Annotated in this window: 28 protein-coding genes; 19 read left to right on the top strand and 9 right to left on the bottom strand. The window is 70.4% G+C overall.

Annotation, left to right across the window (positions count from 1 at the left end):
- Positions 1–8: 8 nt before the first annotated feature.
- Positions 9–608: a hypothetical protein gene (locus KO717_RS15775; RefSeq protein ID WP_301368068.1), complete on the bottom strand. Its 600-nt coding sequence runs from the start codon at positions 606–608 to the stop codon at positions 9–11.
- Between the two features lie 133 nt (positions 609–741).
- Here KO717_RS15775 and hemL point away from each other — a divergent pair, with 133 nt between their 5' ends.
- From hemL to KO717_RS15740, 7 genes are all read left to right on the top strand, one after another.
- Positions 742–2,064: a glutamate-1-semialdehyde 2,1-aminomutase gene (gene hemL, locus KO717_RS15770; protein ID WP_301368067.1), complete on the top strand. Its 1,323-nt coding sequence runs from the start codon at positions 742–744 to the stop codon at positions 2,062–2,064.
- Complete coding sequence (locus KO717_RS15765) at positions 2,061–2,768, top strand: histidine phosphatase family protein (protein ID WP_301368066.1); 708 nt, start codon at positions 2,061–2,063, stop codon at positions 2,766–2,768. The genes hemL and KO717_RS15765 overlap by 4 nt, the downstream gene beginning before the upstream one ends.
- A 189-nt stretch (positions 2,769–2,957) precedes the next feature.
- The gene (locus KO717_RS15760; protein ID WP_301374548.1) at positions 2,958–4,193 is read left to right on the top strand and encodes a hypothetical protein; all 1,236 of its coding nucleotides are present in this window, start codon (positions 2,958–2,960) and stop codon (positions 4,191–4,193) included.
- A gap of 89 nt (positions 4,194–4,282) precedes the next feature.
- A complete protein-coding gene (locus tag KO717_RS15755; RefSeq protein ID WP_301368065.1) occupies positions 4,283–4,924 on the top strand; it encodes a TlpA family protein disulfide reductase in 642 nt (213 codons plus the stop codon).
- Between the two features lie 111 nt (positions 4,925–5,035).
- On the top strand, positions 5,036–6,733 hold the full coding sequence (gene resB / locus KO717_RS15750; RefSeq protein WP_301368064.1) for a cytochrome c biogenesis protein ResB: 1,698 nt from the start codon (positions 5,036–5,038) through the stop codon (positions 6,731–6,733).
- Positions 6,730–7,833 (top strand): c-type cytochrome biogenesis protein CcsB, encoded by a 1,104-nt coding sequence (gene ccsB, locus KO717_RS15745; protein WP_301368063.1) that lies wholly within the window; start codon positions 6,730–6,732, stop codon positions 7,831–7,833. The genes resB and ccsB overlap by 4 nt, the downstream gene beginning before the upstream one ends.
- A 25-nt stretch (positions 7,834–7,858) precedes the next feature.
- The gene (locus tag KO717_RS15740) at positions 7,859–8,362 is read left to right on the top strand and encodes an SRPBCC domain-containing protein (RefSeq protein WP_301368062.1); all 504 of its coding nucleotides are present in this window, start codon (positions 7,859–7,861) and stop codon (positions 8,360–8,362) included.
- A 21-nt stretch (positions 8,363–8,383) separates the two neighbouring features.
- On the opposite strand, the gene KO717_RS15735 is transcribed toward KO717_RS15740, so the two are convergent.
- Entirely contained in the window at positions 8,384–8,848 is a 465-nt protein-coding gene (locus KO717_RS15735) for a MarR family winged helix-turn-helix transcriptional regulator (protein WP_437184515.1), read from the bottom strand.
- A gap of 98 nt (positions 8,849–8,946) precedes the next feature.
- On the opposite strand from KO717_RS15735, the gene KO717_RS15730 reads away from it, so the two are divergent.
- A complete protein-coding gene (locus tag KO717_RS15730; protein ID WP_301368061.1) occupies positions 8,947–9,312 on the top strand; it encodes a cupin domain-containing protein in 366 nt (121 codons plus the stop codon).
- 109 nt (positions 9,313–9,421) lie between these two features.
- Positions 9,422–10,165 carry a hypothetical protein gene (locus KO717_RS15725; protein ID WP_301368060.1) on the top strand — a complete coding sequence of 248 codons (744 nt, stop codon included), beginning with the start codon at positions 9,422–9,424 and terminating at the stop codon, positions 10,163–10,165.
- A gap of 40 nt (positions 10,166–10,205) precedes the next feature.
- On the opposite strand, the gene KO717_RS15720 is transcribed toward KO717_RS15725, so the two are convergent.
- Positions 10,206–10,511: a PLD nuclease N-terminal domain-containing protein gene (locus KO717_RS15720; RefSeq protein ID WP_301368059.1), complete on the bottom strand. Its 306-nt coding sequence runs from the start codon at positions 10,509–10,511 to the stop codon at positions 10,206–10,208.
- A 91-nt stretch (positions 10,512–10,602) separates the two neighbouring features.
- Between KO717_RS15720 and KO717_RS15715 the strand changes: the two genes are divergently transcribed.
- The 3 genes from KO717_RS15715 to mqnP are packed head-to-tail and all read left to right on the top strand — an operon-like array spanning position 10,603 to position 13,459.
- Complete coding sequence (locus KO717_RS15715; RefSeq protein WP_301368058.1) at positions 10,603–12,060, top strand: menaquinone biosynthesis decarboxylase; 1,458 nt, start codon at positions 10,603–10,605, stop codon at positions 12,058–12,060.
- Positions 12,057–12,539, top strand: coding sequence for a hypothetical protein (locus KO717_RS15710; RefSeq protein ID WP_301368057.1), 483 nt, complete (start codon positions 12,057–12,059; stop codon positions 12,537–12,539). Before KO717_RS15715 ends, KO717_RS15710 begins: the two co-directional genes overlap by 4 nt.
- Positions 12,536–13,459 (top strand): menaquinone biosynthesis prenyltransferase MqnP, encoded by a 924-nt coding sequence (gene mqnP / locus KO717_RS15705; protein WP_301368056.1) that lies wholly within the window; start codon positions 12,536–12,538, stop codon positions 13,457–13,459. The genes KO717_RS15710 and mqnP overlap by 4 nt, the downstream gene beginning before the upstream one ends.
- Here the strand turns inward: mqnP and KO717_RS15700 are convergent.
- Entirely contained in the window at positions 13,456–14,076 is a 621-nt protein-coding gene (locus tag KO717_RS15700) for a rhomboid family intramembrane serine protease (protein ID WP_301368055.1), read from the bottom strand. The two genes, mqnP and KO717_RS15700, sit on opposite strands and share 4 nt — an antisense overlap.
- 86 nt (positions 14,077–14,162) lie before the next feature.
- On the opposite strand from KO717_RS15700, the gene KO717_RS15695 reads away from it, so the two are divergent.
- The gene (locus KO717_RS15695) at positions 14,163–14,852 is read left to right on the top strand and encodes a UbiX family flavin prenyltransferase (protein ID WP_301368054.1); all 690 of its coding nucleotides are present in this window, start codon (positions 14,163–14,165) and stop codon (positions 14,850–14,852) included.
- Here KO717_RS15695 and KO717_RS15690 read toward each other — a convergent pair.
- Positions 14,849–14,986, bottom strand: coding sequence for a hypothetical protein (locus tag KO717_RS15690; protein ID WP_189733807.1), 138 nt, complete (start codon positions 14,984–14,986; stop codon positions 14,849–14,851). The genes KO717_RS15695 and KO717_RS15690 overlap by 4 nt on opposite strands.
- Positions 14,987–15,109: 123 nt before the next feature.
- Here KO717_RS15690 and KO717_RS15685 point away from each other — a divergent pair, with 123 nt between their 5' ends.
- The 6 genes from KO717_RS15685 to KO717_RS15660 all read left to right on the top strand — a co-directional run bounded on the left by KO717_RS15685 (position 15,110) and on the right by KO717_RS15660 (position 21,566).
- Complete coding sequence (locus tag KO717_RS15685; protein ID WP_030009228.1) at positions 15,110–15,565, top strand: Lrp/AsnC family transcriptional regulator; 456 nt, start codon at positions 15,110–15,112, stop codon at positions 15,563–15,565.
- Positions 15,566–15,625: 60 nt separating this feature from the next.
- Positions 15,626–16,789 carry an aminofutalosine synthase MqnE gene (gene mqnE, locus KO717_RS15680; RefSeq protein WP_150258694.1) on the top strand — a complete coding sequence of 388 codons (1,164 nt, stop codon included), beginning with the start codon at positions 15,626–15,628 and terminating at the stop codon, positions 16,787–16,789.
- 100 nt (positions 16,790–16,889) lie between these two features.
- A complete protein-coding gene (locus KO717_RS15675; protein ID WP_301368053.1) occupies positions 16,890–17,414 on the top strand; it encodes a GNAT family N-acetyltransferase in 525 nt (174 codons plus the stop codon).
- Positions 17,415–17,570: 156 nt separating this feature from the next.
- Positions 17,571–17,843 carry a DUF4229 domain-containing protein gene (locus KO717_RS15670; RefSeq protein WP_301374546.1) on the top strand — a complete coding sequence of 91 codons (273 nt, stop codon included), beginning with the start codon at positions 17,571–17,573 and terminating at the stop codon, positions 17,841–17,843.
- Positions 17,844–18,214: 371 nt separating this feature from the next.
- Entirely contained in the window at positions 18,215–19,534 is a 1,320-nt protein-coding gene (locus KO717_RS15665) for a dicarboxylate/amino acid:cation symporter (RefSeq protein ID WP_301368052.1), read from the top strand.
- Positions 19,535–19,667: 133 nt separating this feature from the next.
- Complete coding sequence (locus KO717_RS15660; RefSeq protein ID WP_301368051.1) at positions 19,668–21,566, top strand: SMI1/KNR4 family protein; 1,899 nt, start codon at positions 19,668–19,670, stop codon at positions 21,564–21,566.
- Positions 21,567–21,609: 43 nt separating this feature from the next.
- On the opposite strand, the gene KO717_RS15655 is transcribed toward KO717_RS15660, so the two are convergent.
- From KO717_RS15655 to KO717_RS15640, 4 genes are read right to left on the bottom strand one after another with little or no spacing between them, the layout of a single operon-like run.
- The gene (locus KO717_RS15655; protein WP_301368050.1) at positions 21,610–21,924 is read right to left on the bottom strand and encodes a hypothetical protein; all 315 of its coding nucleotides are present in this window, start codon (positions 21,922–21,924) and stop codon (positions 21,610–21,612) included.
- 7 nt (positions 21,925–21,931) lie between these two features.
- Entirely contained in the window at positions 21,932–22,252 is a 321-nt protein-coding gene (locus KO717_RS15650) for a hypothetical protein (protein WP_301368049.1), read from the bottom strand.
- On the bottom strand, positions 22,249–23,652 hold the full coding sequence (locus KO717_RS15645) for a hypothetical protein (RefSeq protein WP_301368048.1): 1,404 nt from the start codon (positions 23,650–23,652) through the stop codon (positions 22,249–22,251). The genes KO717_RS15650 and KO717_RS15645 overlap by 4 nt, the downstream gene beginning before the upstream one ends.
- A complete protein-coding gene (locus KO717_RS15640) occupies positions 23,649–24,092 on the bottom strand; it encodes a hypothetical protein (RefSeq protein ID WP_301368047.1) in 444 nt (147 codons plus the stop codon). The genes KO717_RS15645 and KO717_RS15640 overlap by 4 nt, the downstream gene beginning before the upstream one ends.
- Positions 24,093–24,395: the final 303 nt, after the last annotated feature.

Genomic DNA, 24,395 nt, shown 5'->3' with positions numbered 1-24,395 from the left:
GCTGTCGGTCAGGGCCAGACCAGGCAGTACGGCTGGTGTCCGGCCTCGTGGAGGCGGTGGCTGAAATCCTGCCACTCGTGGAGCAGCTGGTAGACGTTGAAGGCGTCGCTCGGGCCGCCGCGGTCCGGGACCGTGGACCAGATGAAGGCCGCCGCGCCCACCGACTCCTCGCCGATTCCGCGCAGCGGGTCGACCACGGTCATCGGAAGCTTGACCACCGCGTAGTCGGGGTGGAGGACGACCAGCTCCAGCGGGGGCACCTTGTGGAGGGGTATGCCTTCGATGCCGGTGAGGACCATCGCGGCGACCGTTTCCGGCTTGATCTTGGTGAAGAGGCCGCCCATGCCGAGCTCGTCGCCGCCGAGCTCCTCCGGCCGCATCGTGACCGGGACCCGGGCCGCCGTGGCTCCGTCGGGGGCGCCGAAGTACTTGTACGTCACTCCCATGCCGCGGCCCTTGGGCAGGTCCTCGGACGGGGTCGCCGGCCCGGGGACGGCGTCGGCCGCCTCCATGCCGTGGCGGCGGTGCTTGCCCCGGCGGCGGGCCTCGCGGGCGCGCTGCGGATCGAGGCCGTCCGTTCCCTCGCCCGGTCCACCACCGCGTTGCATATCTCCACCCGACTGGTCTTGCTCGCCCCGGCCCCGTGGCCCCCGCCACGCAGCCTGATCATCATGGCAGTGACCTCCCCCGCGGCGACGCGGTGAAACGCCCGTCCGCAAGTCTGTCGCGGCCTCTGAGACCATGGCTGGTGTGAGCTACCCGTACCCGTATGAAGCCCCAGTTTCGCAGACGCTCTTCGAGCGCGCCTCCCTCGTGACCCCCGGCGGCGTGAACTCTCCCGTGCGCGCCTTCCGCGCCGTGGGCGGTACGCCCCGGTTCATGGTGTCCGGGACCGGTCCGTACCTCACCGACGCCGACGGTCGTGAGTACGTCGACCTCGTGTGCTCGTGGGGGCCGATGATCCTCGGCCATTCGCACCCCGAGGTGATCGAGGCCGTCCAGGCGGCCGTCGCCCGCGGTACCTCCTTCGGTACGCCCGGTGAGGGAGAGGTGGCGCTCGCCGAGGAGATCGTCGCGCGCATCGAACCCGTGGAGCAGGTCCGCCTGGTCTCCTCCGGCACCGAGGCGACCATGTCGGCGATCCGGCTCGCCCGCGGCTTCACCGGTCGCGCCAAGGTCGTGAAGTTCGCCGGCTGCTACCACGGTCACGTGGACGCGCTGCTGGCCGCCGCCGGTTCCGGTCTGGCGACTTTCGCGCTTCCGGACACCCCCGGTGTGACGGGCGCGCAGGCCGGCGACACGATCGTCCTCCCCTACAACGACCTCGAATCGGTACGGGCGGCGTTCGCCGCGCACCCCGGTGAGATCGCCTGCGTGATCACCGAGGCCGCGCCCGGCAACATGGGTGTGGTGACCCCCGCCGAGGGCTTCAACCAGGGGCTCGCGGACCTCTGCCGGGAGAACGGCGCGCTCTACATCTCAGACGAGGTCATGACCGGCTTCCGGACCTCCCGCGCCGGCTGGTACGGCGTCGACGGGGTCAAGCCCGACCTGATGACGTTCGGCAAGGTCATGGGCGGCGGCTTCCCCGCCGCTGCCTTCGGCGGCCGCGCCGACGTCATGGGCCACCTCGCCCCCGCCGGCCCCGTCTACCAGGCCGGCACGCTCTCCGGCAACCCCATCGCCACCGCCGCCGGTCTCGCCCAGCTGCGCCTGCTGGACGCGGCCGCGTACGAGAAGGTCGACGCGGTCTCGAAGGAGATCCAGGGCCTGGTCACCGGCGCGCTCGCCAAGGAGGGCGTGGCGCACCGGCTGCAGACCGCGTCCAACATGTTCTCCGTCTTCTTCACCGAGGACGAGGTGCGCAACTACGACGACGCCAAGAAGCAGGAGAGCTTCCGTTTCAACGGGTTCTTCCACTCGATGCTGGCGCAGGGTGTCTACCTGCCGCCGTCCGCCTTCGAGTCCTGGTTCGTCTCCACCGCCCACGACGAGAAGGCGATCGAGCGCATCGCGGCGGCGCTGCCAGCCGCCGCCCGAGCCGCCGCGGAGGCCACCGCATGAGCAGCAGCGCCACGCCCGCCACGCCCGCCACGCCCGAGCTCACCGTCGTGCACCTGGTGCGCCACGGCGAGGTGCACAACCCCGAGGGCGTGCTCTACGGGCGCCGTGACGGCTACCACCTCTCCGAGCTGGGCCGGCAGATGGCGGACCGGGTCGCCGAGCACCTCAAGGGCCGGGACATCGCCTACGTGGTGTCCTCCCCGCTGGAGCGCGCGCAGGAGACGGCGGAGCCGATCGCCAAGGTCCACGGCCTGGACCTGGCGACCGACGCGCGGCTGCTGGAGGCGGAGAACGTCTTCGAGGGCAAGACCTTCGGTGTCGGTGACGGCGCGCTGCGCAAGCCCAGCAACTGGAAGCACCTGACGAACCCGTTCAAGCCGTCCTGGGGCGAGCCGTACGTCGAGCAGGTGGTCCGGATGATGAGCGCGCTGGAGGCGGCGCGCGACGCTGCCCGCGGCCGTGAGGCGGTGGCGGTCAGCCACCAGCTGCCGATCTGGATCGTGCGCAGCTTCGCGGAGAAGCGTCGGCTGTGGCACGACCCGAGGCGCCGGCAGTGCACGCTCGCCTCGATGACCTCCTTCACCTTCCAGGGCGACAAGCTGGTGTCGGTGGGCTACAGCGAGCCGGCCCGGGACCTGGTCCCGGCCCATCTGCTGGCCGGGGCCAAGCCGGTGAAGGGTGCGTCCAAGGCGTTCGGCGCCTGAGCCGGCGGGTCTCGTTTCCCTGATCGGGTCTTGATCGACCGACTGTTACAGGCCGTTACGGTTCGGCCCAGCTAAATACAAGTCGCGCGGGAATCACCGTGTCAGCTCGCATGTCCGATCTGATTGTCCGTTTATATGGACTTCGGGTCGGTATGGGTGGTCGACAGTGGGGACGGTGACATGCGCGACATCAGGGGAGTCAGTCGGAGGGGGTTGCTGGGACTGGGACTTGGTGCGGCCGCCGCGATGGGAATCGCGGGCTGCGGCTCATCGGACACGTCCGGTCCCGGCGCTCCCGGACCCGCCAGGAACCCGAAGAACCCGAAGCCCGGCGAGAAGCCGGCGGCCAGGCCCATCGGTGACGGCTCCACCGCCGACACCGGCCCGCAGCCGAACCAGCCCGACGCGCCCGTGCCGCTGCAGCCGGGCGAGACCCCGCCGCAGTTCGTCGTCTTCAGCTGGGACGGCGCGGGGGAGATCGGCAACGGCCTCTTCCCGCGCTTCCTCAAGCTCGCCAAAGACCACGGCGCGGCCATGACCTTCTTCCTCTCGGGCATCTATCTGCTGCCCGAGTCGAAGCGGCACCTCTACCGGCCGCCGAACAACCCCGTCGGGGCCTCGGACATCGGCTACCTCAAGGACGAGAACGTCCGCTCCACCCTCACGTACGTGCGCCAGGCCTGGCTCGACGGGCACGAGATAGGCACCCACTTCAACGGCCACTTCTGCGCCGGATCCGGCTCGGTCGGCAGGTGGACGCCGGACGACTGGCGCAGCGAGATCGACCAGGCCGTGTCCTTCGTCACCAACTGGCGCACGAACACCGGATTCACCGACCTCGAACCCCTGCCCTTCGACTACGCCAAGGAGCTGAAGGGCGCCCGCACCCCCTGCCTCCTCGGCCGGGACAGCCTGCTGCCGACGGCCGAGCGGCTGGGCTGGCGCTACGACTCCAGCTCTCCCGGCGGCCTCCAGGTCTGGCCGGTGCGCAGGTCCGGCATCTGGGACCTGCCGCTGCAGTCCCTGCCGTTCCCCGGGCACTCCTTCGAGGTCCTCTCGATGGACTACAACATCCTCGCCAACCAGTCGAAGAGCACGACGAGGGGCGTGCCCGCCAACTACCCGGGCTGGCGCACCCAGGCCACGGCCACCTACCTGGGCGGCTTCCGGCGGGCCTACGAGACCAACCGCGCGCCCCTGTTCATCGGCAACCACTTCGAGGAGTGGAACGGCGGCATCTACATGGATGCCGTCGAGGAGGCACTCAAGGGCATGGCGGACAAAAGGGACGTACGGCTCGTGTCCTTCCGGCAGTTCACCGACTGGCTGGAGGTCCAGGACCCCAAGGTGCTCGCCAGGCTGCGGGGCCTCGGCCCGGGCCAGTCACCGGCCGGCGGCTGGAGCGCGTACATGACCGCCGCCTGACGGGACGGCGGAGCAGCACCTGACCAGGGCACGGGCATCGCTCCGGGGGGTGCGGAAGATCCGCGAATTGCTCATGCGAAACTTTTCACATGAGCCTTAGCCGCGCGCGTATCCGTCGTAGTAGCCGCCGCTCGACCGGCGGCCGTGCCACCCTGCTGGCCGTGGCGACCCTGGCCGGTGCCCTCACGCTGTCGGCGTGCGGGGGCCCTGACGGCGGCAAGCCGGTCAGCGGGTCCGGCGGCAACTACGTCACGGGTGCGAGCGGCATCTCCACCGTGTCCAAGGAGGAGCGCGCCGAGGCCCCCAAGCTCGACGGCGAGACCGTCGACGACGGGACCCTGGACACCACCACGCTCAAGGGCAAGGTCGTGGTCCTCAACGTGTGGGGCTCCTGGTGCCCGCCGTGCCGCGCCGAGGCCGGCTACTTCGCGACGGTCTCCAAGGAGTACGCCGACGCCGGCAAGGACGTCGCCTTCGTCGGGATCAACACCCGCGACAACAGCAAACAGAACGCGATCGCCTTCGAAGAGACCTACGGGATCACCTACCCGAGCCTCTACGACCCCGCAGGGAAGCTGATGCTCCGCTTCCCCAAGGGCACGCTCAACCCCAACGCCATCCCCTCCACGATCGTCCTCGACAAGGACGGCAAGATCGCCGCCCGCACCCTGGCCCCGGTCAACGAGGAGCAGCTGCGGTCGATGGTCGACCCGGTCCTCGCGGAGAAGTGACCTCGTGGGCGATGCGGAAGTTCCGCATCACAGGTTCGTGGGACAGCATCGTCAGCGACAGGCAGAGCGGGACCCAAGGCTTCACGGTGGGGATCTGAGGACTGAAGGCACATGAGTACGACAGACAAAGCGAGCACCGACACGTCCGCCGAGGCGGACCCCACCGACGCCGCAGCAGGTGCCCAGCTCTCCACCGCCCCGCTGGAGGACAGCCCCACCGGGCCGGCCGTCGGCATCGGTGTGATCGGCTGGGCCCGCTGGTTCTGGCGGCAGCTCACCTCCATGCGGGTGGCGCTGATCCTGCTCTTCCTGCTGTCCCTGGGCGCCATCCCCGGTTCGATCATCCCGCAGAACAACGTCGACGCGATGAAGGTCGTCGACTGGAAGCGTGACAACCCCTCCTGGGTGACCGTCGCCGAGAAGCTCCAGCTCTTCGACGTCTACAGCTCGGTGTGGTTCTCCGCGATCTACCTGCTGCTGTTCATCTCGCTCATCGGCTGCATCGTGCCGCGCTCCTGGCAGTTCGTCGGCCAGCTCCGCGGCCGCCCGCCGGCCGCCCCCCGGCGCCTCGACAGGCTGCCCGCCCACACCACCTGGCGCACCGACAAGGCCCCGGACGAGGTCCTCTCGTACGCGCGCACGGTGCTGCGCGGCAGCCGCTTCCGCACCGAGGCCGGAGAGGGCCACGTAGCGGCGGAGAAGGGCTACCTCCGCGAGGCCGGGAACCTGATCTTCCACGTCGCGCTGATCGTGATGCTGGTGGCCTTCGCCTGGGGCCAGTACTTCAAGTCCGAGGGCGGCAAGCTGGTCCTGCGCGGCACCGGCTTCTCGAACACGCTCACCCAGTACGACGACTTCAAGTCCGGCACCCTCTTCGACCCGGACGACCTGCCGCCGTTCAGCTTCACGCTGGACCGCTTCGACGCGACGTACGAGATGACCGGCCCGCAGCGGGGCACCCCGCGCGACTTCAAGGCGTACGTCACCTTCTCGGACGGCGCCCACGGTGCTCCGCAGAAGCGCGAGATCCAGGTCAACAAGCCCCTGGAGGTCGACGGCTCCAAGGTCTACCTGCTCGGCCACGGCTACGCGCCGATCGTCTCGGTGACCGACTCCACCGGCAAGGTGATCTTCAAGGACGCCGTGCCGATGCTTCCGCAGGACGCCAACCTCACCTCCACCGGAGCCGTCAAGGTCACCGACGGATACAAGGACAAGGACGGGAAGAAGGAGCAGCTCGGCTTCAACGCCGTCTTCGTGCCGAGCTTCGCCGGTGAGGGCATGGGCACGATGTTCTCGCAGTTCCCCGCCCTCCTGAACCCGCAGCTCATGCTCAACGCCTGGCACGGCAGCCTCGGCGTGGACTCGGGTCTGCCGCAGAACGTCTACCGGCTCACCACCACCAAGATGGAGCCCTTCAAGGACGAGTCGGGCCAGCAGTTCAAGCAGAAGCTGGCGCCCGGCGACACGATGACCCTGCCGGGTGGCGCGGGCACCGTGAAGTTCGAGGGCATCGAGCGGTGGGCCACCTTCTCCGTCACCCACCAGCCCGGCAGCGGCCTCGCCCTCACGGGTGCGATCGCCGCCATCGCGGGCCTGGCCGGATCGCTGTTCATCCAGCGCCGGCGGATCTGGGTCCGCGCGGTGACCGGCAAGGACGGCGTGACCGTCGTCGAGATGGCGGGCCTGGGCCGCAGCGAGTCCACCAGGCTCCCGCAGGAGCTGGCGGAGCTCGCCGCCCAGCTGCACCAGCAGGCGCCCACGGCGTCTGATCCTGTTGAAGAAACCCCTGAAGGAGAGCGCGGATGACGCCGCTCGCAGCCGCAGCCAACGAGAACCTGGCTGAGATCAGCAACTACCTGATCTATTCGTCGATGGCGGTCTACATGCTCGCCTTCTTCGCGCACATCGCCGAGTGGACCTTCGGCAGCCGCAGCAAGGTGGGCCGTACGGCCGCCGCGCTGACCGGCGCCAAGGAGGCAGCGGCGGCCGGGGCGGCCGCGGCCGCCCCCGCCGTGCAGGTCCGCGGCAAGGCCGGGGCCACCGCCGTCCTCGAACAGCCCAAGGTCACCACCCGCTCCGCCGCCGGCACCCGCGACGTCCCGGACGGCCCCGGCGCCGCCGGCGGCACCGTGCAGGGCGACCTGTACGGGCGGATCGCGGTCTCGCTGACCGCGCTCGCCTTCCTCGTCGAGGCGGCCGGGGTGGTCGCCCGCGCCCTGTCGGTGGAGCGGGCCCCCTGGGGCAACATGTACGAGTTCTCGATCACCTTCTCCACGGTGGCCGTCGGCGTGTACCTGGTGCTGCTCGCCCTGAAGAAGAACGTCGGCTGGCTCGGCCTGATCCTGGTCACCACCGTCCTGCTGGACCTCGGCATCGCGGTCACCTGGCTCTACACCGACAGCGACCAGCTGGTCCCGGCCCTGCACTCGTACTGGCTGTGGATCCACGTCTCCACGGCGATCTTCTGCGGCGCGGTCTTCTACATCGGCGCCGCGGGCGCGGTCCTCTACCTCTTCCGGGACTCCTACGAGAGCCAGCTGGAGGCGGGCCGCACGCCGGGCAGGTTCCGCAGCTCGGTGCTGGAGCGGCTGCCCTCGGCGGCCTCCCTCGACAAGTTCTCGTACCGCATCAACGCGGCCGTCTTCCCGCTGTGGACCTTCACGATCATCGCGGGCGCGATCTGGGCCGGCGACGCCTGGGGCCGCTACTGGAACTGGGACCCCAAGGAGGTCTGGTCCTTCGTCACCTGGGTGGCCTACGCCTGCTACCTGCACGCCCGTGCCACCGCCGGCTGGAAGGGCCGCAAGGCCGCGTACCTCGCGCTCTTCGCCTTCGCCTGCTGGATCTGGAACTACTACGGCGTGAACATCCTGCTCAGCGGCAAGCACTCGTACGCGGGCGTCTGACCGGCGGGAGTGGGACGCTGGTGGCATGACTCTCGTGAGCCATGCCACCAGCGAGCAGCGCGGCGAGAACCACTGGCTGCTCCGCTTCGAGCTGCACCTGCCGCACGCCTACGAGGCCCTGTGGCCCGCCCTGACCACGCCGGACGGGCTGCGCGGCTGGCTGGCGGCGGCGGACGTCCTGGAGCGCAGGCTCGGCGGGGCGATCACGCTGCGCTGGCTGAACACCGGGACCGTGGTGACCGGGCGGGTCACCGCCTGGGACGTGGAGCGGGTCGCCGAGTACACGGTCACCGAGCACGGGCGGATCCGCTTCCACCTGGAGCCCGTCGGGACCGATTCGACCGTGATCCGGTTCGTGAACGAGCGGGGCGGGCCGGAGGACGAGCGCCTGGACTGCCTGGCGGGCTGGCACGAGCACTTCGAGCTGCTGGACTCCGCCCTGGCCGGGCGGCCGGCGGACTGGTCCGCCTGGACGGACACCCGCTGGGCGGCCCTGCGCGAGGCCTACGCCTCCCTCGCCCGCGCCTGAGGCCCGTCTCGCAGGCCGCTCTCACCACACCGGGCGCAGCGGCGGCAGTCCGCCCTCCCCGTGGAAGGTGCGCACGACCTGCCCGAGGCCCTCGCGCAGGGCGGTGAGGTCGGTTCCGCGGCCCAGTTCGGCCTCCAGCTCGTGCAGGATCCGGCCCGCGACGGCGAGGTGGTCACGGGCCGCCGGGGTCAGGACCACCAGCTTGCGGCGGCCGCCCCCCGGGTGCGGCTCGCGGCGCACGTAGCCGCGCTTCTCCAGGTCGTCGACGATCTGTCCGGCGGCCTGTTTGGTCACCCCGAGCCGCTCGGCGAGCTCGGTGGCGGTGGCGCCGTCGCGCTGGAGGGCCTGGAAGGTCATGCCGTGCACCGGCCGCAGGTCCGGGTATCCGGCTTCGGCGACGCGCCGGGTGAACTCCCCCAGCAGCATCTGGAAGCCCAGGCCGAGCAGGAACAGCAGCTCGACGCCCTCGTTCTCGTCTCTCGTCACGCAAATATGGTGACACGGCCGAGTCAAGCTGCTTTACTCACTCGAAGTAAAGGAGCTTTACTCGCATGCCATGAGAAGACAGAGGACCCGCCTTGCACGTGATCAGCGCTTCCCCCGAGAACGTCACCGCCACCCCCAACGCCACCATGACCGGCTTCGCCGCCCCCAGCCGCGGCAGCTCCGAGCTCAGCAGCTGGCACGTGGCCATGCCCGCCGGCAGCACGGGCCCCGAGCACTCCGTCAGCCGCGAGCAGGTGTGGATCCTGACCGCCGGCTCCCTGGAGGTCACCTGCGCCGGCCGCACCGAGAAGGCCGCCGCCGGCCAGACCCTCCTCCTGCCCCCGGACACGCTGCGCCGCATCCACGCCGCCGAGACCTTCGAGGCCTGCGTCGTGATGCGCGCGGACGGCGTGGTCTCGGTCCCGGGGGAGGAGGGCACTCGCGTACTGCCGTGGGCGCGCTGAGGCCGTGTCCGCAAAGTCCCGTGACGGAAGCGCTACCTCCGTGTCCGGGCTCCGTCACGGAGCCCGGCGCGGGGTCCGCCGTGATGGCCGCTCGGACACGCTGAGCTGCGTGATCGACAACAACGCGGTGACGACCGTCGGCCTGCCGAAGTGGGTCCCGTACGCCGGATTGACCGGACTGGGGATCGTGCCCCTGCTCGTCGGAGCGGGGCTGCTCCTCGGCCCCGTCGCGCACGCGACGGCCTCGACGCGCGCCTACGACGCGGCGACCCCCTGTGCCCAGGAACAGGCGCGGGACTGCCTGAGCGAGGCTCCCGCCACAGTGGCGCGGATCCCGGAAGAGGGAAGCGTCTCGCACGCCGACATCGAGGTCAGGACGGCCGACGGCGCCGTGCGACGGATCCACCTGGCCCACGGCGTCTACACCGCGCCCGTCCCGGCCGGCGCCCCCGTCCGGCTGGTGAGCTGGCAGGGCGGCATCCGCGACGTCGCCTACGGCGGCGCCGGCACCGGCAGGGCCGCGGACAGCGTCATGACCGGGGCGAATCCGCACGTCGCCCATCAGCAGCCGCTCGGCGCCGCCCTCTTCCTGATCCCGTTCGGCGTGGGAGCGCTGTCCCTGGCCGCCTGGCTGGCCTGGTTCTCCTCGCGCTCCCGGCGCACCGCGCCCGGGTGGACAGCCGCCCCGTTCGTCGGGCTGGCCCTGGTGGGGGTCTTCGGCGGAGCTGCGGGCGAGATGAGCGCGAGCGCCGCGGAAGCCCTGCGCCCCACGGCGCTCGTCGGCGGCCTCACCCTGCTCGCCGCGACCGTGTTCTGCCTGGTCCAGGTGGTGCGGGAAACACGATCGAGGTGATCCCGCGACACCTCGCGGACCCGGAAGGGAAGGCCTGGCCCTAGCCCTGGTCCTTGTCCTGGTCCTTGTCCTTCTTCTCCTGCTCGTCGCGCAGCGACTTCAGGAACTCCGGGTTGTCGTCGGGCGCCACCCACTGCGTCCGGCGCGCCCGGCCCCCGCCCGAGGCCGCCCGGTCCTTGCCCGCGAACAGCCACACGACCGGCCCCACGATGGAGAAGAGCAGGATGATGATCACCCAGACCACCTTGGGGAGGTGCTTGACCTCCGGCTCCGGAGTGTTCAGGCAGTCGATGAAGGCGTAGATGGTCAGCGCGAGGATCAGCAGGAACGGCAGATAGCGCAGCACGGTGTGGGACCGACTCCCAGTCAGTGACGGGGGGCCCGCGTCAGGGCCCCGGTGACGCCTCCAGGGTAGTTGGTGACGGATACTGACCCCTATGGCTTACGACGATCTCCGCTCGCTGCTCCGGGCTCTGGAGCGGGAGGGCGACCTCAAGCGCATCAAGGCCGAAGTCGACCCGTACCTGGAGGTCGGGGAGATCGTCGACAGAGTGAACAAGGCGGGAGGCCCGGCGCTCCTCTTCGAGAACGTCAGGGGCTCGGCGATGCCGCTGGCCATGAACGTCTTCGGCACCGACCGCCGCCTCCTGAAGGCCCTCGGCCTCAAGTCGTACGGCGAGATCAGCGAGAAGATCGGCGGCCTGCTGAAGCCGGAGCTGCCGCAGGGCTTCATCGGGGTCCGCGAGGCCTTCGGCAAGCTCGGCTCGATGGTGCACGTGCCGCCGAAGAAGGTGAAGGGCGACTCCGCGCCCGTCCAGGAGGTCGTCCTCACCGGCGACGACGTGGACCTCGACCAGCTCCCGGCCCTCTTCACCTGGCCGAAGGACGGCGGCGACTTCTTCAACCTCGGCCTGACCCACACCAAGCACCCCGAGACCGGCGTCCGCAACCTCGGCCTCTACCGGCTCCAGCGCCACGACAAGCGCACCATCGGCATGCACTGGCAGATCCACAAGGACAGCCGCAACCACTACGCCGTCGCCGCGGCGAAGGGCGAGCGGCTGCCGGTCGCGATCGCGTTCGGCTGCCCGCCCGCGGTGACGTACGCGTCCACCGCGCCGCTGCCGGGCGACATCGACGAGTACCTCTTCGCCGGCTTCGTCGCGGGCAAGCGGATCGAGATGGTCGACTGCAAGACGGTCCCCCTCCAGGTCCCGGCCAACGCGGAGGTCGTGATCGAGGGCTGGCTGGAGCCCGGCGAGATGCTCCCGGAGGGTCCCTTCGGCGACCACACCGGCTTCTACACCCCGCAGGAACCCTTCCCGGCCCTGAAGATCGACTGCGTGACGATGCGCAGGCGTCCGCTCATCCAGTCGATCGTCGTCGGCCGGCCGCCGACCGAGGACGGCCCGCTCGGCCGTGCGACGGAGCGGTTCTTCCTGCCCCTGCTCAAGATCATCGTGCCGGACATCGTGGACTACCACCTCCCGGAATCGGGCGGCTTCCACAACTGCGCGATCGTCTCGATCGACAAGAAGTACCCGAAGCACGCCCAGAAGGTCATGCACGCCATCTGGGGCGCGCACATGATGTCGCTGACCAAGCTGATCATCGTGGTCGACAAGGACTGCGACGTCCACGACCTGCACGAGGTCTCCTGGCGAGCCCTCGGCAACACCGACTACTCGCGCGACCTCACCGTCGTCGAGGGACCGGTGGACCACCTGGACCACGCCTCGTACCAGCAGTTCTGGGGAGGCAAGGCGGGTATCGACGCCACCAAGAAGCTGCCCGAGGAGGGCTACACCCGCGACGGCGGCTGGCCCGACATGGTCGAGTCCGACCCGGCCACCGCCGCCCTGGTGGACCGGCGCTGGAAGGAGTACGGCCTGTGAGTTCCGACTTCGGCGGACCGGCGCTGTTCATCGGCGAGGACACGACCTTCATGCTCCTCATGCGCCCGCGGCTCGACCCGGCGGACCCGGGGGTCCGGGCTGCCGCCGAGCAGGCGGGCGTCTCCGCCGAGGAGTTCGCGGGCCCGGGCAACGTGTGGGCCCTGGTGCTGGACGACAGCTTCGAGTGCGACGGCGGCTTCGAGCTGCCCGGCCTGCGCGACGCCGAGGCCGACGACTTCGCGGAGCGGCTGCAGGCCGCGCTGGGCACCGGCGAGGCGTTCACCGTCGAGGCCGGCGCGGTGCTGCGGCTCGACGGCCGCCCGAACAACGACCCCCGCACGGGCGAGGGCTACGTGTTCACGGTGCACGCCACCCCGCCCGAGCCCGAGGGGGCGCCCACGGTCTCCCTGGAGACGGGCACGATCTCCCGCGCGAGCCTGCTGGCCGACCTCGAAGAATTCCGGAGAGCCCTCGCATGATGACGACCGCCGACGAGGTGATCGGGCGGGACCCGGCGCCGCAGCCGACCGGCAAGGTCAAGGCGTTCCTGAGGCTCGTGCTGATCGAGCACTCGGTCTTCGCGCTGCCCTTCGCCTACATCGCGGCGTTCACCGCCATGTTCCAGCTCGACCGCCGCATCCACTGGGGCGTCCTGCTGCTCGTCACCATCTGCATGGTGGGGCTGCGGACCTTCGCGATGGCCGCCAACCGGATCATCGACCGCGAGATCGACGCCCGTAACCCGCGTACGGCCGGCCGTGAGCTGGTCACCGGCGCGGTGTCGGTCCGCGCGGCCTGGACCGGAGCCGGTATCGCGCTCCTGGTCTTCCTCGGCTCGGCGGCGCTGCTGAACCCGCTGTGCCTGGTGCTGGCGCCCGTCGCGGTGATCCCGATGGTGGTCTATCCGTACGGCAAGCGGTTCACGAACTTCCCGCACGCCATCCTCGGCCTGGCCCAGGCCATAGGGCCGATCGGGGCCTGGCTGGCCGTCACCGGCGAGTGGTCCTGGGACGCGGTGATCCTGGGCCTGGCGGTGGGTGTGTGGATCGGCGGCTTCGACCTGATCTTCGCCTCCCAGGACGTGGCCTCGGACCGCGCGGACGGCGTCAAGTCCGTCCCGGCCCGCTTCGGCGTCCCGGCCGCCCTGTGGGGCGCGCGCGGCGCGCACGCGGTGACCACGGCCCTGCTGGCCTGGTACGCGCTGGCCACCGGCGCGGGCGCGCTGTTCTGGGTGGGCCTGGCGGTCGTCGTCGTCGCCTTCTTCTACGAGCACACCATTGTGACCCCGCACGACCTGTCCCGCCTGAACCGCGCCTTCTTCACCGTCAACGGCTTCATCGGGATCGCCCTGTTCGTGTGCGCCCTCGCCGACCTGACGGTTCGGGGCCTGACCTTCTAGCGAGTGCCGCAGCCGGGGAGGGCGGGCCGCCGTCGGGCCGGGCGGCGGAAGTAGAGGGCCGTCACGATGCCCGTCGCCAGGCCGCACAGGTGGCCCTGCCAGCTGACGCCCGTGTTCGTCGGGAGGATGCCGACGAAGATCGAGGTGCCCCAGAAGGCGGTGACGCCCAGGGCCACCGCCACGCCCAGCACCTTGCGCTCGACGAAGCCGCGCACGAGCAGGTAGCCGAAGAGGCCGAAGACGACGCCGGAGGCGCCCAGCGTCAGGGTGCCGGACGGGGATATCAGCCAGGTGCCGAGGCCGTCGCCCAGCACGATCAGGCCGCACACCGCGAGGAAGCGGCGGATCCCGGACAGGGCCGCTATGAAGCCGAGGACCAGCAGCGGGACGCTGTTGGAGGCGACGTGGTCGAATCCGAAGTGGAGGAAGGCCGCGGAGACGACGCCGGTCAGGCTGTCGGGGTCGCGGGCGACGATCCCGTACTGGTCGAGGGCGTGGCCGGTGGCGTAGTCGACGGCCTCCAGGGCCCACAGCAGGGCCACCCAGCCCAGCATCAGCTTGGCCGCAGCCTTGGCCCGGTCGGCCTGCGCCCAGGCCGGATCCACCGTCGTGCTCATCTTCGCCCCCTCGTAGCGTCCCGTCACGGGAACGTCCCGACACCTTACTGAGTGCCCATCGGTGGTGGCCGGATAGTCTCGGAGGTATGACTGAGCGCAAGCGCACCCCGTGGGTGGTCGGGGTTTCCGGAGCGTCCGGGACGCCGTACGCGGCGGCGGTGCTCCGCGGGCTGCTGGCCGCGGGGGAGAGTGTCGACCTGGTGGTGAGCCGCGCCTCCCGCCTCACCCTGCTGGACGAGACCGGGATCGCCTTCCGTGACGCGCACTGGCGCGAGGACCTGGGGGAGTGGCTGGGACGCGGGGCCGACGGGAAGCCCGAGACCTTCGCACGGCCGGAGCTGGACGACGTCCGGTACTGGGGTGCGGGGGACCTGGCGGCGGGCCCGAGTTCGGGCTCGTACCCGGTCAAGGGGATGCTCATCGTCCCCGCGTCCACGGCCTGTGTGGCGGGGGTGGCGCTCGGACTGTCGAAGGACCTGCTCCAGCGCGTGGCGAGCGTGACGCTCAAGGAACGGCGCCGGCTGGTGGTCGCGGTGCGGGAGACCCCGCTGAACGGTCAGACGCTGCGCCATCTGGTGGCGCTGGACGAGGCGGGCGCGATCGTGCTGCCCGCCTCTCCGGCGTTCTATACGGGTGCGACGCACATCCAGGATCTGGTGGACTTCGTCGCGGGGCGGGTGCTGGACGCGGCAGGTGTGCCGCACCGGCTGTACCGCCGTTGGGAGGGGGAGCTGGGAGGCTCCCGTACTCCCCGGGAGGCAAGCGCCGGTGACTAGGCCTTCTTCTTGCGGCCGAGCGGCTTGCGGGCCTTGTCGACGCGGTGGGCCGCGGCGGGCTGGTGGGCACGGGATCGGTTGGCCAGCTCCTGGAGCTCCCGCATGTGTGCGTAGGCCATCTCGATCGTGAACACGGTGAACCACTCCTGAAGATCGTCATTGATCAGCTGAAAGATTTCACAGGGTGTTGACCCTGTGTGCCTTAGATTCTATACCTAGACTTGCAGGATCGCCGAATAATGGAAGGCTCCACGTAAATGGACACGGTGGACAGGCAGCTCATCCAGGCACTCCGGGAGAACGGTCGTGCCTCGTACGCGGAGCTGGGCCGTCTTGTGGGCCTCTCCGGCCCCAGCGTCACCGACCGCATCAACCGGCTCGAGACGGCCGGCGTCATCACCGGCTACCGCGCGACGGTCGACTCCGCCTCGCTCGGCCTCGGCGTCACGGCGCTGATCGGCATCTCGCTCTCCGACGCCGCGGACCACGAGGACGTGGCCCGGCGGCTGCGCGACCTCGCGGAGATCGAGGACTGCTGGTTCATCGCGGGCGACGACTCCTTCATGCTGAAGGTGCGCGCCAACGACGTGGACGGCCTGGAGAAGATCATTCGCAAGCTCTCCGGAACCAAGGGCGTATCGCGCACCCGCACCACCATCGTGCTCTCCACCAAGTGGGAGAACCGGGTCGGGGAACTTCCCGAGGAAGCCTGAGAGTACGGTTGGCCAGGGTTCGCAGGACAGGCAGAGGCATCTAGAGGAGGCGACCGGCACATGGACGCTGGGCTCAAGCGTGAGCTGGAGGAGAAGGTCCGCTCCGGCGAGCGGCTGACCCGTGAGGACGGTATCGCCCTCTACGAGTCGGACGACCTGGCCTGGCTCGGTGGCCTCGCCCACGAGGTGCGCACGCGCAAGAACGGTGACGTCGTCCACTTCAACGTCAACCGGCACCTCAACATGACGAACGTGTGCACCGCCTCGTGCGCGTACTGCTCGTTCCAGCGCAAGCCGGGCGAGAAGGACGCGTACACGATGCGCATCGAGGAGGCCGTGCGCCTGGCCAAGGCCATGGAGAACGACAACCTCACCGAGCTGCACATCGTCAACGGCCTGCACCCGAACCTGCCGTGGCGCTACTACCCGCGCTCGCTCTCCGAGCTGAAGAAGGCGCTGCCGAACGTCTCGCTGAAGGCGTTCACGGCGACCGAGATCCACCACTTCGAGACGATCTCGGGGATGTCGGCCTCCGACATCCTCGACGAGCTGATCGAGGCCGGCCTGGAGTCGCTCACGGGCGGCGGTGCGGAGATCTTCGACTGGGAGGTCCGGCAGCACATCGTCGACCACCGCACCCACTGGGAAGACTGGTCGCGCATCCACCGGCTCGCGCACGAGAAGGGTCTCAAGACCCCCTCGACCATGCTCTACGGGCACATCGAGGAGCCGCGCCACCGCGTGGACCACGTGCTGCGTCTGCGCGAGCTCCAGGACGAGACCGGCGGTTTCCAGGTCTTCATCCCGCTGCGGTACCAGCACGACTTCGTGGACATGCAGGACGGCAAGGTACGCAACAAGCTCCAGGCGCGTACGACGATGGCGACGGGCGCCGAGGCGCTGAAGACCTTCGCCGTCTCGCGACTGCTCTTCGACAACGTGCCGCACGTCAAGGTCTTCTGGGTGATGCACGGTGTGCAGACCGCCCAGCTCGCGCTGCAGCACGGCGCGGACGACATGGACGGCTCGGTCGTCGAGTACAAGATCACGCACGACGCGGACAACTACGGCACCCCGAACAAGCTGGGCCGTGACGATCTGCTGGAGCTGATCCGGGAAGCGGGCTTCCGCCCGGTCGAGCGCAACACGCGCTACGAGATCATCCGCGAATACCCCGGTCCGGACGCGAACCTGCGCGAGACCCCGCAGGCGATGCGCGTCTGACGTCTCGTCCGACCGCTTCCTTCCGAGTTGAACCCCGGCCCGTGGGCCGGGGTTCGGCCTTTTCTGGACGGGCCGATCGAGTAATGAGTAATCTTGCGTAGTGACTCTTACTTTCGTCCTGGATCCGGTCGTCGACCCTCCCCTCCGTGAGGGGATCCTGGCGCTGTGGGCCGACGTCTCCAACGCGGGCGGCGCCGTGGGCTTCGTGCCCCCGGTCACCCCGGACGACATCCGCCCCTCGCTCGACAGCCACCTCGCCGGCGTCGCCGACGGGAACTGTCGGCCGGTCCTCGGGTACGACGAGGACGGGGCGGTCGCCGCGACCGCCTTCCTCACCCACAACGCGCACCGGCTCCAGCTCCACTGGCTGTGGGCCTACACGGTGATGGTCCACCCGCGTCATCAGGGCAAGGGGTACGGGCGCGCGCTGATGGCCGCCGCCGAGGCCGCGGCCCGCTCCGTCGGGAACATCGACGCCATCCGCCTCAGCTGCCGCGGCGGTCACGGCCTGGAGCACTTCTACGCCTCCTGCGGCTACAAGGAGGTCGGCCGCGTGCCCGGCGCCATCCGGGTGGCCCCGGGCGACGACCGCGACGACATTACGATGCTGCTGCCGCTGCACTGACACGCGGTCCTGCCCGCGGCCGGACCCCGGAGGGCCGCGGCCGCACCCCGGCGTGCTTCACTTGACGGGCACCGGGCACCGGCCGCCGCAGACCACGACGAGAGAGAAGGGGTCACCGTGTCCCTCAAGACCAGCGCAACGATCCGCTACACCGCGATGCGCCTGGGCATCTTCGTCGGATGCCTCGTCGCCGTCGCGGGCCTCGTCCGGCTCGGCTGGGTGCCCGCAGGGCTCGGGGAGGCCAACGCCGCCTGGGTCGTGCTGCTCGCCATCGTGATCTCCGCCCCCCTCTCCTTCGTCCTTCTGCGCAAGCAGCGCGACCAGATGTCCACGCAGATCTCCGGGCGCGTCGCGGGTGCGAAGGAGCGGCTCGCCGCGAACCGCAGCCAGGAGGACCAGGCGGACGACGCGGCACGGGTGGCCTCGTAACGCCCCAGTTGGCTTCATCACACATCGAACCGCCCCAGCACCGGGTATACCGCCCGTAACGCTGGGGCGGTGGTGTTTTCCGGGCCTGCGCAAGAGGGCCTCGTGCGCCGTTGTCTCAAAGCGCCCCTTTGAGATTCCCAAAGGGGAAGTGTTAGCGTGTTCAACATGTTGACCACAGTTGCGCACCCCATGATCACGAGCCTTCCGCTCGTGATGCGCCTGCACGTCGACCTCTGCCGCCGCGCGTCCGCGGCCTGTTGCTGTTGAGCTGAATCGATACAGCAGCCGTCCCGGCCGGCCCTTCTGGCTGCTGCCGCACCGCTTCACCACCGCATTACTTCCCCCCTGTCTTCGTGCGCCACCTCCGGAGAGTGTCCGTGTCCGCGACCCCCCAGGCCCCTGCCAAGGCCTCGTTCAAGTTCCCCTTCTGGGCCCAGATCGTCGCCGGTCTCGCCCTCGGTGTCCTCTTCGGCTGGATAGCCCGCAGCCAGGACGTCAGCTGGCTCGGCACCACCCTGGAGAAGACCGGCGACATCTTCGTCCAGCTGCTGAAGCTGGCCATCGCCCCGCTCGTCTTCTTCGCGATCCTGGTGTCGATCACCAACCTGCGGAAGGTGAACAACGCGGCGCGCCTCGCCTCCCGCACCCTCCTCTGGTTCATGATCACCTCGCTGATCGCGGTCGGCATCGGCATCGCCATCGGCCTGCTGACCGACCCCGGTTCCGGCACCGGCCTCACCGCGGCCGACGGCAAGGACCCGAAGAAGACCGGCTCCTGGATCGACTTCCTCACCGGGATCGTGCCGACGGACATCGTCACGCCGTTCACCGAGCTGAAGGTCCTTCAGATCGTCTTCCTGGCCGTCGTCGCCGGAATCGCCGCCCTCCAGATCGGCGCCAAGGCCAAGCCGGTCCTCGACCTCGCCGAGTCCGCCCTGGAGCTGCTCCAGAAGGCCCTGTGGTGGGTCATCCGCCTCGCCCCGATCGGCACCGTCGGCCTCATCGGCACCGCGATCGCCACGTACGGCTGGGACCTGATCGGCAAGTACGCGACCTTCACCGCCGACGTCTACATCGGCTGCGCCCTCGTGATGTTCGTCGTCTACCCGCTGCTGCTCGCGACGGTCGCCAAGGTCAGCCCGCTCCAGTTCTTCAAGGGCGCCTGGCCCGCCATCCAGCTGGCCTTCGTCTCCCGCTCCTCGGTCGGCACCATGCCCGTCACCCAGAAGGTCACCGAGCGCCTCGGCGTCCCGAAGGAGTACGCCTCCTTCGCCGTCCCGTTCGGCGCCACCACCAAGATGGACGGCTGCGCCGCGATCTACCCGGCCCTCGCCGCCATCTTCATCGCGCAGATCTTCGACGTGCAGCTCGGCATCAAGGAGTACCTGCTCATCGTCTTCGTCTCGGTCATCGGCTCCGCCGCCACGGCCGGTCTGACGGGCGCCACCGTCATGCTGACGCTGACCCTGTCCACGCTGGGCCTGCCGCTCGCGGGCGTCGGCCTGCTGCTGGCGATCGACCCGATCCTGGACATGATGCGCACCGCCACCAACGTGGCCGGCCAGGCCCTGGTCCCGGTCATCGTCGCGGCCCGCGAGGGGATCCTGGACAAGGAGGCCTACGCCTCCGCCTCGGCCTCCCCGCTGGACGAGCCCGCCCCGGCCGCCGAGCCGGTCGTGGTCGCGGCCTGACCGCACCGCACCGCACATCACCTGCCGCAGCCCCCGCCCCCGACCGGGCGGGGGCTGCGGCGTTCGCGCCGCCCGCGCCGCGGGCGCCGGGCACCACCGGGCACTGTCAGCGGCGGATGCCAACATCGGGAGCATGACGAAGACGGATGCGACACCGTTCGACTGGCGCCCGTTCCTGCTCCGCTGGAGCGGGGAGTGGGCGGATTCCCTGCCCGACGACGAGGCGCGGAGCCAGGAGGACGAAGCCGCCCGGCGGGACCGGTGGCTGGGGTTCCCGCCGGCGTCCGAGGAGCGGATCGCGGCCATGGAGGAGCGCCTCGGCCGCCGGATGCCTCCGTCGTACCGGGAGTTCCTCGAAGTCAGTGACGGGTGGCGGAACGCCGGCGGGTTCGTCTGGCTGCTGGCGGGGACCACCGACGTGCGCCGGCACGACAACGAGTCAGGGCTCGCGGACCTGTTCGAGGAGTACCTGGACGACGATGCCGGACCCGACGAACGGAGGAACGCGGACATCTGGCGGCGCGGGCTCCAGCTCGACGTCGAGTCCGACATCACCCACGTCCTCCTGGATCCCGAGGAGGTGGACGAGGACGGCGAGTGGGCCGTGTACACGTGGGCGAGCTGGCGGGCCGAGGCGCCCGAGCGGCACGCGAACTTCGCCGAGTTCATGCGGTCCATGTACCGGGAGTTCCACAGCCTGAACGCGCGCCCGGTCGACGGGGAGCCGGAGTTCGCCAACGGCACGACCCGGGAGCTGGACGCCCTGATGGAGCAGGCCCGGCTGGAGGCGCTGCGCGGCGGGTGGGAGCGCGCCGGGCACCAGCTGGACGAGGCGAAGGAGTACGGCCGACCGCGGGCGGGCGGACTGGGCGACCAGATACGCCGCCTGCTGGGACAGACCTACATGGTGTACTTCGAGGACGTGGTGACCGACCCGCGGTACGCGCCCGAGCTGCTGCCGGTGCTGGCCATGGACCATGTGGTCCAGTCGTACAGGGACGACTCCACGCTGAAGTACCACCTGCGGGGAGCCGGTGAGGACGTGGTGTCGCCGGCCTACGCGCTGCTGGAGCAGGTGCGGGGCGGCACGTACCGGTACACGGCGGCCGGGCCGTTCGGGGAAGCGGTCGAGCGGGCACGGGAGCTGGCGCGCTGGGGCGACACCGACGGGGCGTGGCGGACGCTGAGGGACGCCCTGCCGGTATGGCAGCCGCTGGGCCCCGACCACCTGGCGCCGCTGGGGTGGGTGGCCGACCCCCTGCTGGGAACCCTGCTGACCCCGGAACGGGGCCGCGAGCTGCTGTCCACCCCCAGGGGCGGGCAGGCGGGCGAGGCACCGGCCCCGGCGGCCGGCCTCGACCCGGACGGCCTGGCGTGGCTCGCGGACCCGGGCCCCGACCACGACCTCACGTCCTACCGGTTCGTCCTGGCCGAAGACGTGGAGCCGGAGGACCTTCCCGGACACCTCGCGGACGGTGACGGGGCGGCGCTCGGCGTTCCCATGACGTCCGCCGAAGTGCGCCGCAGACTGCTCGGCGGACAGCGGGAGTTCTCGTCCTACGACGACAAGGCCCTCGTGGCGGTCGGCCGGGCCGGCCCCCGGTGGAGCTTCGCCTTCGACGGAGACCCTGCGCATTTCCACACGCAGCGGTTCGTCTCCCCGGCTGCGGCCGCCGGCGCGGGCAGCCGCTCGGTGGTCGTGTGGAGCGGTCTGCGGAACTGGCGGGAGGCACCGTTCTTCCACCTGTCCGTGGCGCAGGACGGGGCCGAGCGGTACGCCTTCACGTACGCGGACGGGGAGCTCCGCCGGACCGGCGAGATACCGGCGGCACTGGACCCGGACCGGTTCTTCGGCTCCCAGGAGGAGGCCGCCGGGACGGAACGGGCGCTGCTGGAGGCCGTGACCGCCGAGTTCGGTGTCCGGCTGCCGCGCCACGCGCTCCTGAACGGGCGGCTGCACACGTTCACCACCCGCTCGTGGACGCGGCCCCCGGGAGACGGGGAGGCGTACGCCGTGGTCAGCATCGGATGACATGCCGCGGGCCGGCGGGCGCGGACCTGCGGCCTTCCTCCGGTCAGACCGTCTGCCCGCGGACGTAGGCGACCGTCGCCAGCAGGAACGGCAGGGCGAACCACCACCGGCCCATGGTCCGCCGGAACAGCGGGGTGATGGTGATCAGCAGTCCGACGAGGCACAGCACCAGGCAGCAGCCGGTCAGGAAGCGGACGTCCTCGCGCAGCAGGTCGTCGTGGGGATCCGGCCCGATCGACAGGGCGACGTAGCAGGTGAACACCGCGGGGACGTAGGAGAGGGCGAGCGGTATCCCGAGGACCCACTGCAGGCAGCCGCGGTCCTCGGGCAGGTCGATGTTCTCGCGCGGGAGCCTCATCCGCGCCTCAGCCGAGGGTCGTGCCGCGGATGAACGCGGTCAGCCCGAGGAGGAGGGGCGGGGCGAGCCACCACGGGCCCATGGCCCGGCGCACGCTCGGTATCACGGTGATGAGCAGGCCCAGCACGCTCAGGGACACGGAGACCAGGCACAGCGCGCCGACGTTCTCGTAGCCCTGGTCGTCCCATTCGGCCCGGGGCCCGGCGAACAGGGCCCCGAACACGGCGGCGGCGTTCAGCAGGTGGATGATCCCGAGCGGAACTCCCAGTACCCACCGCAGGCAGCCCTGGTCCTGGGGCAGGTCGATGCTCTCGCGGGGGTACGTCATCGCATTGCGTCCTTCGCTTGGGCGAGGTTCCCGACGAACCGGTCACCGTAGCCCTGGGCCTTGGGGAGATCCCAGTAGGGACCTCCGTTGTAGCGGGCGGCGATCTCCCGCATCTGGGCCTCCGTCATCTGATCGGCCGGGACGTCGGCGAGACCGCTCTCCGCCTTGATCTGGGCCAGGAAGCCGGCCGCTATGAAGGCATTCTGCTTGGGGTCCTGGAGCGCCTCCTCCACCAGGGTCCGCTGGTGGTCGGTGAGGTTCGCCGGGTCGTAGCCGAGCACTTCGGCGCCGCGCCGGAGCTGGATGGCGATCGGCCCGTACGAGGTCTCGTCCAGCTTCCCGCCGAGCCGCCACGGCAGGTTCTCGGGGGTGACCGGGCTCAGGCCCCAGGGGGCGGCGGCCTGTTCGCGGATCGTGCCGGTCACGTCGTCCAGCAGTCCGGGCTGGTAGCCGCCGATCTCCTGCCAGGCCACGCCCGCGACCAGCTCCTCCGGCAGGCCCGCGTTCTTGGCCGCCGCCCGCAGGACCTCCTTGTTCTGGGAGATCCAGTCCGCGTGCTGGCCGTCGGTGACCAGGGGGATCCAGTAGTTGTCGGCGGCATCGCCCGGCAGACCGGCGACCTGCATCCGGATGTCGCGCAGCTGCGGGGAGACCGGGGTGTCCGGCCCGACCGGGCCGGTCATGTCCTTCTTCGGGCCACTGCCCGGCAGACGGGTCAGGGGGTTGGCGCGAGCCTCCGCCGCCTCGCGGCGGATGTCGGCCATGGCCGCGTAGAGGTCGACCCCGCCCGCACCGCCCTTCAGCCTGAACTCGGGCAGCAGCTCGTACGCCTGCTTCAGCGCGTGGACGCAAGAGCTGCGCGCCTCCTGCTCGGTGGTCTTCGCCAGCTGGAAGTTGCCGCCCGCGTCGTCGTGGAGGCGGTTGGCCTCGTCGCGGATGTCGTCGACGTCCATCGTGAGCTCGGCGAGGCCGTCGAGGAAGCCGGTCGTCGCCCGCATGTCCTCCCACTGGCACATCGGCTCCGCCTCCTGGGCCGTGCGGGTGACCGCGGTGCCCTTCGTGGCGATCAGGGCGGCGAGCTTGCGCTCGGCGCCCTTGCCGTTCGCATAGTGGGACTTGGCGGTCGTCAGGGCCGCCGCGTACGCGTGCAAGGCGCTGGCGGCCTTGTCGTACCCCTCGGCGATGTGCTGCACGAGCTGCCGTGCCTCGGACAGGCGCGAGGTGTAGGCGTGGCTGTTCTCGCTGTGCCACTGCGTACCGGTCTCGGCGCGCCGGGCGGGCTCCTCGGCCTGCACGAGCAGATCGCGCAGGCGCTTGAACTCGGCGGCGTTGCGCTCGACCAGCGCCGGGTTGCACTCCTCCAGGAACTGGACGTCCTTGCGATGGCTGAGCCCGCTCACTTGTCCTCCGGCTTCACGTACCGGCCCGATTCGAGGAGGCCCGCGAGGAAGGATCGGGCGGTGCCGTCGTCCACCTGGGCGAAGTCGGTGCCGGCCGTCTTCAGGCGGGTGGCCAGGGCGGCGAACAGGCCGATCGTGTCCTTGAACTGGTCGTCGGCGAACTGGGCGAAGCGCAGGACCTGCGCCGAGACGTCGGCGTGGGCGCGGGGAGCGCGGGCCATCGTGCCGGCGTCGCCGTCGGGCCGGCCCTCGTGGAGGAGGGCGGCGATCTCGATCAGCAGGTTGGCGTTGCCGTTGATGGAGGCGGCCCCGGCCACCAGGCTCCCGGCGGGGCTCCCGGGCACGCTGCCGTCCGCCGGCGCGTGGTTGAGACGCATGACGGGTGACTGCTGTGCGAGGACGGCGGCCTTGTGCTGGGCCCATTCCGCGTCGAACGACATGTATCCCCTGGATAGTTGATAACTGGACATGGCCAGAATCAGCTGGTCATGTCCATGCTAATACGGGGATTTCCGCCCACGGAACCTCGCGGCGCCGATATGGACCGGAGACGCGGTAGCCCGCCGTCCGGTTCCGCAACGGACCTGCGGGGTGGGCCTGTAGCCGCCCCCGGCGACCGACCGGCCCGGGTCGGAAGCGCGGTGGCGGTGCGGGAGGGGTGTCCCCTCCGGCGTGACGATCTTGATTCTTGACCTTTTGATGATCTTCGTAGCAGCATGGCGTGCCGCCGACCGGGTACCCGG

Origin of the sequence: Streptomyces xanthophaeus, assembly GCF_030440515.1 — a bacterium.
In the GTDB taxonomy this organism is placed as follows: domain Bacteria; phylum Actinomycetota; class Actinomycetes; order Streptomycetales; family Streptomycetaceae; genus Streptomyces; species Streptomyces kutzneri.
The sequence above is the reverse complement of the archived record's forward strand: the minus strand, read 5'-3'. Positions and strand labels throughout refer to the sequence as shown.

What these genes read in the sequence shown, in the direction of transcription:
- KO717_RS15775 (WP_301368068.1), bottom strand. Translation starts at nt 608, where the DNA reads ATGCAACGCGGTGGTGGACCGGGCGAGGGAACGGACGGCCTCGATCCG.
- hemL (WP_301368067.1), top strand. Translation starts at nt 742, where the DNA reads ATGGCTGGTGTGAGCTACCCGTACCCGTATGAAGCCCCAGTTTCGCAG.
- KO717_RS15765 (WP_301368066.1), top strand. Translation starts at nt 2,061, where the DNA reads ATGAGCAGCAGCGCCACGCCCGCCACGCCCGCCACGCCCGAGCTCACC.
- KO717_RS15755 (WP_301368065.1), top strand. Translation starts at nt 4,283, where the DNA reads ATGAGCCTTAGCCGCGCGCGTATCCGTCGTAGTAGCCGCCGCTCGACC.
- resB (WP_301368064.1), top strand. Translation starts at nt 5,036, where the DNA reads ATGAGTACGACAGACAAAGCGAGCACCGACACGTCCGCCGAGGCGGAC.
- ccsB (WP_301368063.1), top strand. Translation starts at nt 6,730, where the DNA reads ATGACGCCGCTCGCAGCCGCAGCCAACGAGAACCTGGCTGAGATCAGC.
- KO717_RS15740 (WP_301368062.1), top strand. Translation starts at nt 7,859, where the DNA reads ATGACTCTCGTGAGCCATGCCACCAGCGAGCAGCGCGGCGAGAACCAC.
- KO717_RS15715 (WP_301368058.1), top strand. Translation starts at nt 10,603, where the DNA reads ATGGCTTACGACGATCTCCGCTCGCTGCTCCGGGCTCTGGAGCGGGAG.
- mqnP (WP_301368056.1), top strand. Translation starts at nt 12,536, where the DNA reads ATGATGACGACCGCCGACGAGGTGATCGGGCGGGACCCGGCGCCGCAG.
- KO717_RS15700 (WP_301368055.1), bottom strand. Translation starts at nt 14,076, where the DNA reads ATGAGCACGACGGTGGATCCGGCCTGGGCGCAGGCCGACCGGGCCAAG.
- KO717_RS15695 (WP_301368054.1), top strand. Translation starts at nt 14,163, where the DNA reads ATGACTGAGCGCAAGCGCACCCCGTGGGTGGTCGGGGTTTCCGGAGCG.
- KO717_RS15685 (WP_030009228.1), top strand. Translation starts at nt 15,110, where the DNA reads ATGGACACGGTGGACAGGCAGCTCATCCAGGCACTCCGGGAGAACGGT.
- mqnE (WP_150258694.1), top strand. Translation starts at nt 15,626, where the DNA reads ATGGACGCTGGGCTCAAGCGTGAGCTGGAGGAGAAGGTCCGCTCCGGC.
- KO717_RS15670 (WP_301374546.1), top strand. Translation starts at nt 17,571, where the DNA reads ATGCGCCTGGGCATCTTCGTCGGATGCCTCGTCGCCGTCGCGGGCCTC.
- KO717_RS15660 (WP_301368051.1), top strand. Translation starts at nt 19,668, where the DNA reads ATGACGAAGACGGATGCGACACCGTTCGACTGGCGCCCGTTCCTGCTC.
- KO717_RS15655 (WP_301368050.1), bottom strand. Translation starts at nt 21,924, where the DNA reads ATGAGGCTCCCGCGCGAGAACATCGACCTGCCCGAGGACCGCGGCTGC.
- KO717_RS15650 (WP_301368049.1), bottom strand. Translation starts at nt 22,252, where the DNA reads ATGACGTACCCCCGCGAGAGCATCGACCTGCCCCAGGACCAGGGCTGC.
- KO717_RS15640 (WP_301368047.1), bottom strand. Translation starts at nt 24,092, where the DNA reads ATGTCGTTCGACGCGGAATGGGCCCAGCACAAGGCCGCCGTCCTCGCA.